Raw genomic sequence first — 16427 nt, forward strand, 5'->3', positions numbered from 1 at the left:
GCTCAGCGCGTGAGCCGGGGCAGTACCTGTTCGCACAACAGCTGAAGGCTGCGCCAGCCCTCGTCCACGGGCATCCCGCCGCACAGCGGATGCAGCACCAGGCTCTCCGCCCCCAGCCCCAGGCATTCGTCGGGCGTGAGGATCCGGTACACACCCTCCTCGCGCAGCTCGGCCACAGAACCCGCGGCCGAACGGACCGCGGAGCGGATGTCCTTCGACTGCCAGGAGGCATAGGTCCGCGCCTCGTGCAGGAAGTGCTCCCCGTACAGCGCCCACGCCCGGTCGGGATCCTCGGAGAGATGCAGCAGCGGCGTCTTCTCCGCCGGCATCATGCAGAAGCCTTCGGTGCCGTACTCGGCGCGGAGCTCGTGGTAGTACGCCTCCAGCTCCGGCAGATGCGCGCTCGGGAAGAACGGCAGGCCGAAACGTGCGGCCCGGCGTGCGGCCGCCCGTGACGATCCGCCCACCAGCAGCAGCGGATGCGGCTGGGTGTACGGGCGGGGCGTGATGCGCACGGTACGGCCGCGGTGCGCGAACTCCTCGCCCGTCCACGCCGCGAGCAGCGTCTCGATCAGTTCGTCCTGCAGCGCTCCCCGCCTGCCCCACTCCACGCCCATCTGCTCGTACTCCGCGGGGCGGTAGCCGATGCCCGCGACCGTGACCAGCCGGCCCCTGCCGATCAGGTCGAGCACGGCGATCTCCTCCGCCAGCCGCAGCGGATCGTGCAGCGGCCCGATGATCGCGGAGACGGTGACGGCGATACGGCGCGTGGAGCCGAGGACAGCCGCCGCGAAGGCGAACGGGGAGGGCAGCCAGTTGTTCGCGGCGCCGTGGTGCTCCTCGGTCTGGATGGTGTCGACGCCGCGGTCGTCGGCGTACGCGGCCATCTCCAGCGCCGCGCGATAGCGGTCCGCGAGTGTTTCGGGCGTCGCGTTCGGCTCGACGAGATTGAACCGGGCCACCGTGAAGGCCATGGGAAGTCCCCCTCCGCCGGGTGTGGGCATGGCGAAGGGGGACGGTAGCTGACAAGGCGTCAGATGGACAGGGTTGCGGGCTCCCGGTCCTCGGTCCGGCCGCCGGCCACGACCGCCGCGGAACGGTCGCGCGGCAGCAGTGCGTACAGCACGCCGGCCATCAGGATGGTGACCGCCCAGCCCAGCCCGTTCCTGCCGGGCCACGACGACGCCAGCGGTCCGGCGAACCACTCGACCTCGGTGAACAGCATGCCGACCACCAGGGCGGCGCCCCATGCCGTCATCGCCTGCCAGGCGAATCCGCCGCGGTACCAGTAGGCGCTGGTACGGGTGGTGTCCATCAGCGCCTCGCCGTCGTACGAGCGGCGGCGCAGCATGTCGACGCCGAACACCCCGATCCATGCGGAGAACGCGACCGCCAGCAGCGTCAGGAAGGAGATGAACGACCCGATGAAGCTGGTCGCGACGACCATCAGCAGAAAACCGAAGACCAGGCTGATGACGGCGTTGACGCTGACCGCCCACGCGCGCGGCACCTTCACGCCCAGCGTCTGCGCGGTGAAACCGGCGGAGTACATCGACATCGAGTTGATCAGCAGCATCCCGATCAGGGCGATCAGCAGATACGGGACCGCCAGCCACATCGGCAGGATCTCGCCGATGAACGCCACCGGGTCCTGCGCGCTCGCCAGATCCGGCGTCGACACGGCCATCACCGCACCCATGAGCACCATGGGCACCACGACGATGCCGGCCCCACCGACCGTCGTGCCGATCATGGCCCGGCTCGACGCCGTGCGCGGCAGGTAGCGGGTGAAGTCCGGTCCCGAGGGCACCCAGCTGATGCCGCCGGCCGCGATCGTGCCGATGCCCGCGATCATCATCGCGGTCGATCCGGCGGGCTTGCCGAAGACCGCCGACCAGTCGGTGTTCGCGACGAGATGGATCAGCACCAGCACGCTGAACGCGCCGAACAGGTACGTCGACCACTTGCTGCACCGTTGCAGCGCGTTGATGCCGAGACCGGAGACCAGGAAGGTGCAGGCGACGAACAGCAGCAGGGTCACGACGATCAGGACGGTGTTGCTCTCGATGCCGAAGAGCAGCTTGAGCACGGTCAGCACGGCGTAGGCGCCGGTGACCGCGTTGATCGTCTCCCAGCCCCAGCGCGCGACCCAGATCAGCGAACCGGGAAAGAGATTGCCCCGCTGGCCGAACACCGCACGCGAGAGCGCCATACCGGGGGAGCCGCCGCGCTTGCCGGCTATGGAGATCAGGCCGACGATCCCGTAAGAGAGGACGGGCGCGGCGACCGCGACGATCAGCACCTGCCAGAAGTTCAGGCCGTTGAAGACGATCAGGCCGGCGCCCATCGTGAGCAACAGCACGCTGATGTTGGCGGCCACCCAGGTGGGGAACAGCTCGCGGACGTGGCCGGTGCGCTCGGCGTCGGGGACGGGTTCGAGGCCGCGTGTCTCGACAGCGCCTTCTGTCGCGCCTTCGGACTCGGAGGCGTGGGGCATGGACTATCTCCGTTGACGGGTGTGGGGGGAGTCCGGGGAGCTTCTGCGCGACCGGACAACCAGCATCGTACGAACACCTCAAAACGTCCAAATGGGTGAGGTCGTTCTTGTGGGATCCTCCGAGGTCGTCCTGGAGCTGTACGGGTGGCCGATACTGAGTGGGTTATGGACATCGTCATCCTTGCTGTAGTCATCGCCCTGGTCGCGGTCGGCGCCATCAGCGGGCTCGTGGTCAGCAGCCGCAAGAAGAAGCAGAAGCTGCCGCCCTCGGCACCGTCGAGCACGCCGACCATCACTGCTCCGCCCGCCGAACCCCATGTCGGCGACGAGGCGGAGACACCGCGGGACGAACCCCGCCGCACCATCGAGGAGGTCGACCTCCCGACGGCCGAGGAAGCCGTCGAGGTGCCCACCGCCGTCGAGGATCCGGTCGTCGCCGAGCCCGTCGCGCCCGCGATCGAGATCCCGGAACCGACCGCCGGCCGCCTGGTGCGGCTGCGCGCCCGTCTCGCCCGCTCCCAGAACACCCTCGGCAAGGGACTGCTCACGCTGCTGTCGCGCGAGCACCTCGACGAGGACACCTGGGAGGAGATCGAGGACACCCTGCTCACCGCGGACGTCGGTGTCGCGCCGACGCAGGAGCTCGTCGAGCGGCTGCGCGAGCGCGTCAGGGTGCTCGGCACCCGGACGCCCGACGAGCTGCGCAAGCTGCTCCGTGAGGAACTGCTGACACTGATCGGCACCGACTTCGACCGTGCGGTCAAGACCGAGAGCGGCCTGGACACCCCCGGCGTCGTGATGGTCGTCGGCGTCAACGGCACTGGCAAGACCACCACCACCGGAAAGCTGGCCAGGGTCCTCGTCGCGGACGGCCGCTCCGTGGTGCTCGGCGCGGCCGACACGTTCCGCGCAGCGGCTGCGGACCAGCTGCAGACCTGGGGCGAGCGCGTCGGCGCCCGCACCGTGCGCGGCCCCGAGGGCGGCGACCCGGCGTCCATCGCGTTCGACGCCGTCAAGGAAGGCATCGCCGAGGGCGCGGACGTCGTACTGATCGACACCGCCGGCCGTCTGCACACCAAGACGGGCCTCATGGACGAGCTCGGCAAGGTCAAGCGGGTGGTGGAGAAGCACGGCCCGCTGGACGAGATCCTGCTGGTCCTCGACGCCACCACCGGTCAGAACGGCCTGGTGCAGGCGCGGGTCTTCGCCGAGGTCGTCGACATCACGGGCATCGTGCTGACCAAGCTCGACGGCACCGCCAAGGGCGGCATCGTCATCGCCGTGCAGCGCGAGCTGGGCGTGCCGGTGAAGCTGGTCGGCCTGGGTGAGGGCGCGGACGATCTGGCGCCCTTCGAGCCGGAGGCGTTCGTCGACGCGCTCATCGGGGACGCTGCCTGACGCTTCTCGTTCGCCACACACTCGAGGCCCCGCGGCCGGTCATCGCCCACGCCGCGGGGCCTCGGTGCGTTCCGGCCCCTCCTGCCGACGCGGGCGGCAGGCCGCGGCGCTTCACGGGCCGGGTGCGGTCCGGGAGGGGTTTCCCCGCCCGCGGCCGCCACCGGCGGGCGCGGTCCCCCTGCGTTCCGGGAGGGGCGTCCGAGGCGGCGGGTCAGGCGTGGCTGCGGTGGCTGACGTACGCCAAGGTGCCCAGCAGCAGCCGTGCCTCCGGCGGTGCGGCCGCCGTGTCGAGGGACGGGGCCCGCAGCCACTGCACGGGCCCGAGGCCGCCGCGGTCGGAGGGCGGGGCCGTGATGTGGTCGCCGGGGCCCAGGCAGCGCAGATCCAGGTCGGCGTCGTCCCAGCCCATCCGGTAGAGCAGCTGCGGCAGCTCGGCCGCCGCACCCGGCGCGACGAAGAACTGGCAACGCCCGTCCGGGGTCGCGGAGACCGGACCGAGCCGCAGACCCATCCGTTCCATCCGCACCAGCGCCCGGCGGCCTGCCGGCGCCGCCACGTCGAGGACGTCGAAGGTGTGGCCCACGGGCAGCATCAGGGAGGCGCCCGGCACCTCGGCCCATGCCTTGCCCGCCTCGTCGAGGGTGGCGCCTGCCGGGACTTCGAGCGCGAACGTGAGGGGGTGGGCGCCAGGCGCCGGGCATCCCGTCTCGCCGCAGGAGCAGTGGCCGGCGGACGCGCGTGCGCCCGGAACCACGGCCCAGCCCCACAGGCCCGTGTACTCGGCCACCACGGTGGCCTCCGTCGTGCGTGCGCGTCGCCGGGAGCCGGACCGGATCTGGCCGATCCCCCGGGTGCTGCCGATCGTGAAGCCCATGCCCCCTCCAACGGGTCGAACGCGCCGGTGGTTACGACCCGGGGTCTCCCGGTGACACTCCGTCGCCATCGGCCGGCTCCCGACGGCGTGCGGTCGCGTGCGGGGGAGCGAGGACCGGGACACGCGCCTGCCCGTGCAACACTCCGCCACCCCTGGATCGTGCTGTGTCAAGTGAATCGTGCCTGGCCGTAAGTGAGTTCACTCGGAGGGGTGGCGAATGGTGGCGTTTCTGCAATCCCACTCGCTGAGCACGTGATCGTAGGATTACTTTCAGTGCACGAACCTGCAATTGCACGCGCCGCGGGTATGCCCGGGGCAATCCGGATCCTCGTTCGACGGGGTGCAAGGGAGTCACCTGGAGCCGCAACTCGCGGCATTCTGGTAGGGGTTCGGGCGAAGAAGCTTCGGCGGATGGGGGCACACCAGTGAGCGGCAGCGGCGCAGACGGTACGAACACCGGCAAGCGCGCCAACGAACAGCTGAGCTCGTGGTTCCTGCGCAGCGGCTGGTCGAAGGGCGAGCTCGCGCGCCAAGTGAACCGCCGGGCACGCCAGATGGGCGCACACCACATCAGCACCGACACCTCGCGGGTCCGCCGCTGGCTGGACGGCGAGCAGCCGCGCGAGCCGATCCCGCGCATCCTGTCCGAGCTGTTCTCCGAGCGTTTCGGCAGTGTGGTCGCGATCGAGGACCTCGGGCTGCGGACCGCGCACCAGGCGCCCTCCGTGTCCGGGGTCGATCTGCCCTGGGCAGGTGCACAGACCGTCACCCTGCTGAGTGAATTCTCCCGCAGCGACCTGATGCTGGCCCGCCGCGGCTTCCTCGGCACCTCGCTCTCCCTCGCGGCAGGCCCCGCCCTCGTCGAGCCCATGCAGCGCTGGCTCGTGCCCACTCCCGGGGACGCGGCCGCCCGCCAGGAACCGCCGACCCCGCTCCGCCGCTCCGCCCGGCTCTCCGGCCCGGAGCTGGACCTGCTGGAGTCCACCACGGCGATGTTCCGCCAGTGGGACGCCCAGTGCGGCGGCGGCCTTCGCCGCAAGGCGGTCGTCGGGCAGCTCCACGAGGTCACCGACCTGCTCCAGGAGCCGCAGCCCTACGCCACCGAGCGCCGGCTGTTCAAGTGCGCCGCCGAACTGGCCGAGCTGGCCGGCTGGATGAGCTACGACGTCGGCCTGCAGCCCACCGCCCAGAAGTACTTCGTCCTCGCTCTGCACGCCTCCAAGGAGGCCGGTGACAAGCCCCTCGGTTCGTACATCCTGTCCTCGATGAGCCGCCAGATGATCCACCTCGGCCGGCCCGACGACGCCCTGGAGCTCATCCATCTCGCGCAGTACGGCAGCCGCGACTGCGCCACCGCCCGCACCCAGGCCATGCTGTATGCGATGGAGGCACGCGCCTACGCCAACATGGGCCAGCCCAGCAAATGCAAGCGGGCCGTGCGGATGGCGGAGGACACGTTCGACGACGCGTCACTCGACGGCGAGCCCGAGCCCGACTGGATCCGCTTCTTCTCCGAGGCCGAGCTCAACGGCGAGAACGCCCACTCCTACCGCGACCTTGCCTATGTCGCGGGCCGCAGCCCCAGCTACGCCTCTCTGTCCGAGCCGGTCATGGAGCGGGCCGTGGAGCTCTTCCGCCAGGACGACGAGCACCAGCGGTCGTATGCACTGAACCTGATCGGCATGGCCACGGTCCATCTGCTGAAGCGGGAGCCGGAACAGGCCACCGCCTTCGCCGACCGGGCACTCACCGTCGCCAAGAAGGTCCGCTCCGAGCGGGTCAACACCCGCCTGCGCAAGACCGTCGACACGGCGGCCAGGGACTTCGGCGACGTCCCCGAGGTCGCGCGTTTCACCGACCACCTCACCGCCCAGCTGCCCGAGACCGCCGAAGCGGTCTGACGGACAGGGGCCACCCGCCCCGGCCGCGGCGCCCACCCCGAACTGTCCGACTCGGCTCCCCCCGTGCCAAGTCATCCGGGTGAGCGTCGCGGCCGGATTGTGATGTGGGCAGAGGATACGACCGGCCCACCCCGGCGATCAGCCCGTTCATGGCGACGTAACACGCCGGACCCCTTCGTCACGGCCGCGAAACATCGTGCGGCATCTGTGGAAACCGCGCTGCGCCAACCTCAGGCGCACAACCGGCCCACCCGCACCGCCCGAGGCTCCGCCCGCACGCGGCCGCACGACGACGAGGAGACGCCGATGCCCCCAGGCATCTCGACCCTTGCCGCAGACGCTCCCGAGCTGTCTGCCGCCAATACAGGGTTCATGCTCATCTGTTCCGCCCTGGTGATGCTCATGACTCCGGGTCTGGCCTTCTTCTACGGAGGCATGGTCCGCGTCAAGAGCACTCTGAACATGCTGATGATGAGCTTCATCAGCCTCGGGATCGTCACGATCCTGTGGGTGCTGTACGGCTTCAGCCTCGCCTTCGGCACCGACTCCGGCTCGATCATCGGCTGGAGCTCGGACTACGTGGGCCTGAGCGGCCTCGGCATCACCGAACTGTGGGACGGCTACACGATCCCCGTCTACGTCTTCGCCGTCTTCCAGCTGATGTTCGCGATCATCACGCCCGCGCTGATCAGCGGTGCGCTCGCGGACCGCGTCAAGTTCACCGCGTGGGCGCTGTTCATCACGCTGTGGGCCACCGTCGTGTACTTCCCGGTCGCGCACTGGGTGTGGGGCGCGGGCGGTTGGCTCTTCGAGATGGGCGTGATCGACTTCGCCGGCGGTACCGCCGTGCACATCAACGCCGGTGCCGCGGCCCTCGGCGTGATCCTCGTCATCGGCAAGCGCGTCGGCTTCAAGAGGGACCCGATGCGCCCGCACAGCCTCCCGCTGGTCATGCTGGGCGCCGGCCTCCTGTGGTTCGGCTGGTTCGGCTTCAACGCCGGCTCCTGGCTCGGCAACGACGACGGCGTCGGCGCGGTGATGTTCGTCAACACCCAGGTCGCCACCGCCGCCGCCATGCTCGCCTGGCTGATCTACGAGAAGATCCGCCACGGCGCCTTCACGACCCTCGGCGCCGCCTCCGGTGCGGTCGCCGGTCTGGTCGCCATCACCCCGTCCGGCGGTGCGGTCTCCCCGCTCGGTGCGATCGCGGTCGGTGCCATCGCCGGTCTGCTCTGCGCCATGGCCGTCGGCCTGAAGTTCAAGTTCGGTTACGACGACTCCCTCGACGTCGTCGGCGTCCACCTCGTCGGCGGTGTCATCGGCTCCCTGCTCGTCGGTCTCTTCGCCACCGGCGGGGTCCAGTCCGACGTCAAGGGCCTCTTCTACGGCGGCGGCTTCGACCAGCTCGGCAAGCAGGCCATCGGCGTCTTCGCGGTCCTCGCCTACTCTCTGGTGGTCTCGGCACTCCTCGCCTTCGTCCTCGACAAGACGATCGGCATGAGGGTGGACGAGGACGACGAGGTCTCGGGCATCGACCAGATCGAGCACGCCGAGACGGCGTACGACTTCAGCGGCGCGGGCGGCGGTGCCGCTTCCCGCAAGGCCGCACCCGCGCCCGCCGACAGCGTGGCAGCCGCAGCACAGACCAAGAAGGTGGACGCATGAAGCTCATCACCGCAGTCGTGAAGCCGCACCGGCTGGACGAGATCAAGGAGGCCCTGCAGGCCTTCGGCGTCCAGGGGCTCACGGTCACGGAGGCCAGCGGCTACGGCCGGCAGCGCGGCCACACCGAGGTCTACCGCGGCGCCGAGTACACCGTCGACCTCGTTCCCAAGATCCGCATCGAGGTGCTGGTCGAGGACGACGACGCCGAGCAGCTCGTCGATGTGATCGTCAAGGCCGCCCGCACCGGCAAGATCGGTGACGGCAAGGTCTGGAGCGTGCCGGTCGAGACCGCGGTCAGGGTCCGCACGGGCGAGCGCGGCCCGGACGCCCTCTGACACACAACAGAACAGGAGCCGCCGGAGTGACGAGCCTCGAAGTGACCAACGAAGCGGAAGACTCGGGACCCAGCGGCTATGCGGCGGCCCGGCTGCGCCTTCTCGGTGAGAAGGAGCAGTCCGGGCCGCCGCGCCGTGCGGCCCTCGCCGGCCTGACCGACGAATGGCTGTCCGCGCTGTTCGCCACCGCGGTCATGGAGACCGGCCTGCGCGGCGCGGCGCTCGTCGCCGTCGGCGGCTACGGCCGCGGCGAACTCTCACCCCGCAGCGACCTCGACCTGCTGCTGCTCCACGACGGCACCGCGGACCCCGCCGCCGTCGCCGCGGTCGCCGACCGCATCTGGTACCCGGTGTGGGACCTCGGACTCGCCCTCGACCACTCCGTACGCACCCCCGCCGAGGCCCGCAGAACAGCGGGCGAGGACCTCAAGGTGCAGCTCGGGCTGCTCGACGCCCGGGCCGTCGGGGGCGACCTGGGGCTCGTGGCCGCGTTGCGGACCGCCGTCCTCGCCGACTGGCGCAACCAGGCCCCCAAACGGCTGCCCGAACTCGACGAACTGTGCCGTGAACGGGCGTCCCGCCAGGGCGAGTTGCAGTACCTCCTCGAACCCGACCTGAAAGAGGCCCGCGGCGGACTGCGGGACGTCACCGCCCTGCGCGCCGTCGCCGCCTCCTGGCTCGCAGACGCGCCGCGCGAGGGCCTCGCCGAAGCCCGCCGTACCCTGCTCGACGTCCGCGACGCCCTCCACCAGACCACCGGACGCGCCACGGACCGCCTCGCCCTCCAGGAGCAGGATCAGGTCGCCGCCGAACTGGGGCTGCTCGACGCCGACGCCCTGCTGCGCCAGGTGTACGAGGCCGCGCGCACCGTCTCGTACGCCACCGATGTCACCTGGCGCGAGGTCCACCGCGTGCTGCGCTCGCGCGCCGTGCGGCCCCGGCTGCGCGCCATGCTGAGCGGCGGACGCAGCGTCCAGCCCGAGCGCACCCCGCTCGCCGAGGGCGTCGTCGAGCAGGACGGCGAGGTCGTGCTCGCCCGTACCGCCCGGCCCGACCGCGACCCGGTGCTCCCGCTGCGCGCGGCCGCGGCCGCCGCCCAGTCCGGCCTGCCGATCTCCCGCTACGCCGTACGCCGCCTCGGCGAGGCGGCGAGCGCCCACCCACTGCCCGTGCCCTGGCCCGCTGAGGCCCGTGAGGAACTCGTCACCCTCCTGGGCGCAGGGGAGCCGACCGTTCCTGTCTGGGAGGCACTGGAGGCAGAAGGGTTGATCACCCGGCTGCTGCCCGACTGGGAGAGGGTGCGCTGCCGCCCGCAGCGCAACGCCGTGCACACCTGGACCGTCGACCGCCACCTCGTGGAGGCCGCGGTCAAGGCGTCGGCGTTCACCCGCCGGGTCGGCCGCCCCGACCTGCTGCTGGTCGCCGCGCTGCTCCACGACATCGGCAAGGGCTGGCCCGGCGACCACTCCGTGGCGGGCGAGACCATCGCCCGTGACGTCGCGGCCCGGATCGGCTTCGACCGCACCGACGTGGGCGTCATCGCCACCCTCGTGCGCCACCACCTGCTGCTCGTCGAGACCGCGACCCGACGCGATCTGGACGACCCCGCCACCGTCGCGTCAGTCGCCTCGGTCGTGGGCTCCGCGGGCACCCTGGAGCTGCTGCACGCCCTCACCGAGGCCGACGCCCTCGCGACCGGGCCCGCCGCCTGGTCGTCGTGGCGCGGCTCACTCGTGGCCGACCTCGTACGACGCGTCGCCGCGGTGCTCGCGGGCGACGCCCCCGCAGAGCCGGACCAGGCCGCGCCCAGCGCCGAGGAGGAGCGGCTCGCCATCGAGGCCCTGCGCACCCGTGAGCCCGTCCTCGCCCTGCACGCCCAGACCGGGGCACCCCCGGAGGAGGGCGAGGCGGAACCGGTGGGTGTCGAGCTGCTGATCGCGCTGCCCGACCAGCCGGGCGTGCTGCCCGCGGCCGCCGGCGTCCTCGCCCTGCACCGCCTCACGGTCCGCGCGGCGGAGCTGCGGGCCGTCGAACTGCCGACGGAGCTGGGCGACGGCTCGGTGCTGGTCCTGAACTGGCGGGTGGCCGCGGAGTACGGCTCACTGCCGCAGGCCGCCCGGCTGCGCGTCGATCTCGTCCGTGCTCTGGACGGCTCGCTGGACATCCGGAGCCGTCTGGCCGAACGCGAGGCCGCCTACCCGCGCCGCCGCGGGCTCACCGCACCCCCTCCGCGCGTCACCGTGGCCGCGGCGGGCTCGCGGCGCGCCACGGTCATCGAGGTCCGCGCCCAGGACGCCCCCGGGCTGCTGCACCGCATCGGGCGGGCCCTGGAGGGGGCGGCGGTACGGGTCAGGAGCGCACACGTCTCGACGCTGGGCGCGAACGCGGTGGACACGCTGTACGTCACGGGGCCGGACGGCTCCCCGCTCGCCGACGCGGAGGCGCAGGCGCTGGCGAAGGGCGTGGAGGAGGCCCTGCGGTGAAGGGACGGCCTGCGTTCCGGCTGTCCGGGAACGCCGGAACACGGGCCCGCCCCTCGTCCCCGTCCATCCGATCCGACGGGCGGGGACGATTCGCTTGCGGGGCCGGATACCCTGGAGGGCGATCCACCGCCCCCAACCCTGAGGACCGACGAGCGCCGTGTTCGATACTCTCTCCGACCGCTTGGCGAATACCTTCAAGACCCTCAGGGGCAAAGGACGCCTGTCTGAGGCCGACATCGACGGCGCGGCCCGGGAAATCCGTATCGCGCTGCTCGAGGCGGATGTCGCCCTTCCGGTCGTCCGGGAGTTCATCAAGCAGGTCAAGACCCGCGCCCTCGGCGCCGAGGTCTCCAAGGCACTGAACCCCTCGCAGCAGGTCGTCAAGATCGTCAACGAGGAGCTCATCGGCATCCTCGGCGGCGAGACCCGTCGCCTGCGCTTCGCCAAGACCGCGCCGACCGTCATCATGCTCGCCGGTCTCCAGGGTGCCGGTAAGACCACCCTCGCCGGAAAGCTGGGCCTCTGGCTCAAGGCCCAGGGCCACTCCCCGCTGCTCGTCGCCTGTGACCTCCAGCGCCCCAACGCCGTCAACCAGCTCTCGGTCGTCGCCGAGCGCGCCGGGGTCGGCGTCTACGCCCCCGAGCCGGGCAACGGCGTCGGCGACCCGGTCCAGGTGGCCAAGGACTCCATCGAGTACGCCCGGACCAAGCAGTTCGACATCGTCATCGTCGACACCGCCGGCCGTCTCGGCATCGACCAGGAGCTGATGCAGCAGGCCGCGGACATCCGCGACGCCGTCAGCCCCGACGAGATCCTCTTCGTCGTCGACGCGATGATCGGTCAGGACGCGGTCAACACCGCGGAGGCCTTCCGCGACGGCGTCGGCTTCGACGGTGTGGTGCTGTCCAAGCTCGACGGTGACGCCCGAGGCGGTGCGGCACTCTCCGTCGCGCACGTGACCGGCAAGCAGGTCATGTTCGCGTCCAACGGCGAGAAGCTGGACGACTTCGACGCGTTCCACCCGGACCGCATGGCGTCCCGCATCCTCGGCATGGGCGACATGCTCTCCCTGATCGAGAAGGCCGAGCAGACCTTCAGCCAGGAAGAGGCCGCCAAGATGGCCTCCAAGCTGGCGAGCAGCAAGGGCAAGGAGTTCACGCTCGACGACTTCCTGGCCCAGATGGAGCAGGTCCGCAAGATGGGCAGCATCAGCAAGCTGCTCGGGATGCTGCCCGGCATGGCCCAGATGAAGGACCAGATCAACAACATCGACGAACGCGACGTGGACCGCACCGCCGCGATCATCAAGTCGATGACCCCCGGCGAGCGCCAGGACCCGACGGTCATCAACGGCTCGCGCCGCGCCCGTATCGCCAAGGGTTCGGGTGTCGACGTCAGCGCGGTGAAGTCACTCGTCGAGCGCTTCTTCGAGGCCCGCAAGATGATGTCGCGGATGGCCCAGGGCGGCGGGATGCCCGGCATGCCGGGTATGCCGGGCATGGGTGGCGGCCCCGGCCGGCAGAAGAAGCAGCAGAAGCAGGCCAAGGGCAAGCGCAAGAGCGGCAACCCGATGAAGCGCAAGGCCGACGAGGCCGCGGCCGCGGCACGGCGCGAGGAAGCCGCTCAGCAGGGCGGCGCGTTCGGTCTTCCCGCGGGCGAGCCCGGCAAGGACTTCGAACTGCCGGACGAGTTCAAGAAGTTCATGGGCTGACGCCCCGGCAGGTGTGCGAAGGGGGTGCGCGACCGCTCAGGTCGCGCACCCCCTTCCGTGCATGCGGGCTCAGGGGGTGCGCGCGATCAGATAGCGGAAGACGTTCGGCATCCAGACCGTCCCGTCGGACCGGAGATACGGATGCAACGCCTCCGCGATCTCCTTCTCGACCTGGGACTGCTCCGTCTCACCCAGCACCGCGTCGTACATGCCCGTCGACAGCAGGCCGCGCACCGCACTGTCCACGTCCGCGTAGCCGAAGGGGCATGCCACCCGGCCCGATCCGTCCGGCCGCAGACCCGCCCGCGCCGCCACGTCCTCCAGATCGTCCCGCAGAGCCGGCCGCCAGCGGCCGCCCTCCGTACGCGCTGCCCGCTCGGCGTGCCCGCCGGCCACCCCCAGCACCGCCGACGTGGCGCACCGCTCCGGCGGACCCCAGCCCGTGAGCACCACGGCGCTGCCGCGCTCTGCGTGTGCGACGGCGCTCCGCAGCGCGTGGCCCAGCCCGTCCGCGTCGCCCGCGCTCCCGCCGATCGGCTGGAAGACCGTGATCAGGTTGTACGCGGGCCGGCCGGGTTCGTGCGCCGCACCGGGATCGCCGTCGAACAGGCGGGCACCCGCCGCGGCGGATCCGGGCACGGTGATCCGCTCCTGTGCGAGGGTCAGCCGCTCGCGATCGGTGTCCGCCCCGGTGACGGCAGCCCCGCGCGCGGCGGCGATGAGCAGGGCGAGCCCGGAGCCGCAGCCCAGGCCCAGCAGCCGGGAGCCCGTGCCGATCTCCAGGCGTTCGTAGACCGCTTCGTACAGTGGCACCAGCATGCGTTCCTGGATCTCGGCCCAGTCCCGGGCCCGTTCGCGCGCCTGAGCAGAGGGCGCCGACGCCGCGTGGGGTCGGTGCTGGACGAGCGTGGAAGTCATCAATACGCCCCATTCCGCCGAGAGAGTCGGTTGTGCCCTGAAGGACAGCCCCCGTGTGCTTACGCTCCGCGCCTCCGTATGCCAGAGAACTGCGCGCGCGCCCCCACGTCCAGGGGTTGTGCGGCACTGCTTGTGCGCCTGGAGCATGCGCCCCGGGCCACCTGGCCGATTCCCGCTCAGGTCCCGTGTCGCCGTACCATGCGCGCCATGGCCAAGACACCTGTTCTGACGCCTCGGTCGCAGGACTTCCCACGCTGGTACCAGGACCTGATCAACAAGGCCGAACTGGCGGACAACGGCCCGGTGCGGGGCACCATGGTCATCCGGCCGTACGGCTACGGCCTGTGGGAGCGGATGCAGCAGGAGATGGACGCCCGCATCAAGGCCGCGGGCGCTCAGAACGCCTACTTCCCGCTCTTCATCCCCCAGTCTTACCTGACTCGCGAGGCTCAGCACGTCGAGGGCTTCGCGCCCGAGCTCGCGGTGGTCACCCACGGCGGCGGCAAGGACCTCGAAGAGCCCGTCGTGGTGCGCCCGACCTCCGAGACGATCGTCAACGACTACTTCTCCAAGTGGGTGCAGAGCTACCGGGATCTGCCACTGCTGATCAACCAGTGGGCGAACGTGGTCCGTTGGGAGATGCGCCCGCGGGTGTTCCTGCGCACCACGGAGTTCCTCTGGCAGGAGGGCCACACGGCGCACGCCACGTACGAGGAGGCCCGCGACTACGCTGCGTACATCCACCGTCAGGTCTACGCGGACTTCATGGTGAACGTCCTCGCCGTCGACGTCGTCCTCGGCCGCAAGACCCCCCGTGAACGGTTCGCCGGTGCGGTCAACACCCTCACCCTGGAAGGGATGATGGGCGACGGCAAGGCCCTCCAGATGGGGACGAGCCATGAGCTCGGCACCAACTTCGCGAAGGCTTTCCACACCTCGTACCTCTCCAGGGACGGGCACCAGGAACTCGTGTGGCAGACCTCCTGGGGCACCTCCACGCGCATGGTCGGCGGACTGATCATGAGCCACGGTGACGACGACGGCCTTCGTGTGCCGCCCCGGCTCGCCTCCGTCCAGGTGGTGGTCATGGCCATCAAGGGCGACGAGGCGGTCACCCGGGTCCATGAGATCGGCGCGGCGCTCAGGTCTGCCGGTCTGCGCGTCCACGTGGACGACCGCGTGGACACCCCCTTCGGCCGCCGCGCCGTCGACTGGGAGCTCAAGGGCGTGCCCGTACGGATCGAGATCGGCCCGCGGGACCTCGAGGCGGGCACCGCGATGCTGGCCCGCCGTATCCCTGGAGGCAAGGAGCCGGTGGGCATCGACTCGCTCGCCGCGCAGCTTCCGCGACTCCTCGACGACGACCAGGCGCTCCTGCTGGAGCAGTCGCGGCGGCGCCGCGAGTCCCGCACCACCGAGGTGTCCACCGTCGAGGAGGCCGCCGAGGTGGCCGCCGCAGGTGGCTGGGCGCGGATTCCCTGGGCGGACCTGGGGCCGGAGGGCGAAGCCGCACTGGCCGAGCGGTCCGTTTCGGTACGTTGCCTGCTCGCGGAGGACGGGTCGGTGCCCGCGTCCGACGACGAGCCCGGTAGTGTCGCGATCGTTGCCCGTGCGTACTGAGTCCTGCTTCAGCAGCCGACAAATCCGCCGAGAGGTGAGCGTGCCTCGCCGGGGCGACCGCTACGTACCGGCTTGGTGTGAGCTGCGAGGCTTCTCCACAGATCGGCGTACCCGCCCGCGTCGGGGCGCATCAATGGCAACTGACTGGTACGTGCAAAATATTTGGGATGCCCCGGAATGGAACCCGGGGGGCTCTCGGCTCGTTATCACGACGTGAGCACGACACCACCTGTTCTCGCCGCAGAGCTGGCACAGGCGTGGGCCGACATTCAGCGGCACCACCCCGAACTGCCGGATCTTGCCGCGCCCGAGTCCCTGATCGGAGAGTCGTCGTCCGCCTGTGGCGCCGAGCTCTCCTTCGAGCGACTGCTGCACGAGGCAGTCCACGGCATCGCCGCCGCGCGAGGAGTCCGAGACACCTCCCGCGCCGGCCGCTATCACAACCGCCGATTTCTTGCGATCGCCGAGGAGATGGGTCTCGACCACGTGGAGGAGCCGCACCCGAGCAGCGGTTTCTCACTGGTCGCGCTCAATCCCGAGGCAAAGCGGCGGTACCGCCCCACGATCGAGCGGCTGCAGCGCGCCCTCAAGGCGCACACGGTCGCGACGACCTCCGACACCAAGCGCTCCTTCCGCGGACCGGCCGCCCGGCACGGTTCCTCGGGCGGCGGCGTGCGGGTGAAGGCCGTCTGCGACTGCGGCCGCAATGTCAGAGTCGTCCCGTCCGTGCTCGCCCAGGCGCCCATCGTCTGCGGTGGCTGCGGAAAGCCGTTCCGCATCCCGGAGGCGGTCGGCGCGGCGAGCTGAGCGTTTCGGCGTACGCGCACGGGCTCCGGTCCGTGCCGCCCGCCGCCCCGGGGCGTCCGAAGGGGATCCCCGGGGCGGCGGGTGGCACGGTGCCCGGGCGGGTGAGAACCCGCCTCGGGTGTGTGGCACAATGGCTAGCTGTACTCGACAGCCGCACAGGAACCCTCTCGCCTCCGGCTGACGCGTCCATCGGGCACCCCGAGTACCGCAACCCCACG

The 16427-nt window shown here is 71.0% G+C and carries 12 protein-coding genes; 8 read left to right on the forward strand and 4 right to left on the reverse strand.

Going from position 1 to position 16427, the window contains the following annotated elements; translation table 11 throughout:
• Window positions 1–2 precede the first annotated feature (2 nt).
• Complete coding sequence (locus tag AC067Z_RS33735) at window positions 3–974, reverse strand: LLM class flavin-dependent oxidoreductase (protein ID WP_478793455.1); 972 nt, start codon at window positions 972–974, stop codon at window positions 3–5.
• A gap of 59 nt (window positions 975–1033) precedes the next feature.
• Window positions 1034–2497: a cytosine permease gene (locus tag AC067Z_RS33740; RefSeq protein WP_478793456.1), complete on the reverse strand. Its 1464-nt coding sequence runs from the start codon at window positions 2495–2497 to the stop codon at window positions 1034–1036.
• Window positions 2498–2662: 165 nt separating this feature from the next.
• Between AC067Z_RS33740 and ftsY the strand changes: the two genes are divergently transcribed.
• On the forward strand, window positions 2663–3895 hold the full coding sequence (gene ftsY / locus AC067Z_RS33745) for a signal recognition particle-docking protein FtsY (protein WP_478793457.1): 1233 nt from the start codon (window positions 2663–2665) through the stop codon (window positions 3893–3895).
• A 211-nt stretch (window positions 3896–4106) separates the two neighbouring features.
• Here the strand turns inward: ftsY and AC067Z_RS33750 are convergent, their stop codons facing one another.
• Entirely contained in the window at window positions 4107–4769 is a 663-nt protein-coding gene (locus tag AC067Z_RS33750; protein WP_478793458.1) for a bifunctional DNA primase/polymerase, read from the reverse strand.
• A 425-nt stretch (window positions 4770–5194) separates the two neighbouring features.
• Between AC067Z_RS33750 and nsdA the strand changes: the two genes are divergently transcribed.
• From nsdA to ffh, 5 genes are all read left to right on the forward strand, one after another.
• Window positions 5195–6670 carry a transcriptional repressor NsdA gene (nsdA, locus tag AC067Z_RS33755; protein ID WP_478793459.1) on the forward strand — a complete coding sequence of 492 codons (1476 nt, stop codon included), beginning with the start codon at window positions 5195–5197 and terminating at the stop codon, window positions 6668–6670.
• Window positions 6671–6976: 306 nt separating this feature from the next.
• Window positions 6977–8335 (forward strand): ammonium transporter, encoded by a 1359-nt coding sequence (locus tag AC067Z_RS33760; RefSeq protein ID WP_478793460.1) that lies wholly within the window; start codon window positions 6977–6979, stop codon window positions 8333–8335.
• The gene (locus AC067Z_RS33765; RefSeq protein ID WP_328395966.1) at window positions 8332–8670 is read left to right on the forward strand and encodes a P-II family nitrogen regulator; all 339 of its coding nucleotides are present in this window, start codon (window positions 8332–8334) and stop codon (window positions 8668–8670) included. Before AC067Z_RS33760 ends, AC067Z_RS33765 begins: the two co-directional genes overlap by 4 nt.
• 26 nt (window positions 8671–8696) lie before the next feature.
• Complete coding sequence (locus tag AC067Z_RS33770) at window positions 8697–11153, forward strand: [protein-PII] uridylyltransferase (protein ID WP_478793461.1); 2457 nt, start codon at window positions 8697–8699, stop codon at window positions 11151–11153.
• 157 nt (window positions 11154–11310) lie between these two features.
• A complete protein-coding gene (gene ffh, locus AC067Z_RS33775; RefSeq protein WP_478793462.1) occupies window positions 11311–12864 on the forward strand; it encodes a signal recognition particle protein in 1554 nt (517 codons plus the stop codon).
• Between the two features lie 69 nt (window positions 12865–12933).
• Here ffh and AC067Z_RS33780 read toward each other — a convergent pair whose 3' ends face one another.
• On the reverse strand, window positions 12934–13782 hold the full coding sequence (locus AC067Z_RS33780; protein WP_478793463.1) for an SAM-dependent methyltransferase: 849 nt from the start codon (window positions 13780–13782) through the stop codon (window positions 12934–12936).
• Between the two features lie 207 nt (window positions 13783–13989).
• Here AC067Z_RS33780 and proS point away from each other — a divergent pair, with 207 nt between their 5' ends.
• On the forward strand, window positions 13990–15402 hold the full coding sequence (gene proS, locus AC067Z_RS33785; protein WP_478793464.1) for a proline--tRNA ligase: 1413 nt from the start codon (window positions 13990–13992) through the stop codon (window positions 15400–15402).
• Between the two features lie 213 nt (window positions 15403–15615).
• Window positions 15616–16209 carry a hypothetical protein gene (locus tag AC067Z_RS33790; RefSeq protein ID WP_478793465.1) on the forward strand — a complete coding sequence of 198 codons (594 nt, stop codon included), beginning with the start codon at window positions 15616–15618 and terminating at the stop codon, window positions 16207–16209.
• Window positions 16210–16427 lie beyond the last annotated feature (218 nt).

It is taken from the genome of Streptomyces sp. NPDC043812 (assembly GCF_056436245.1).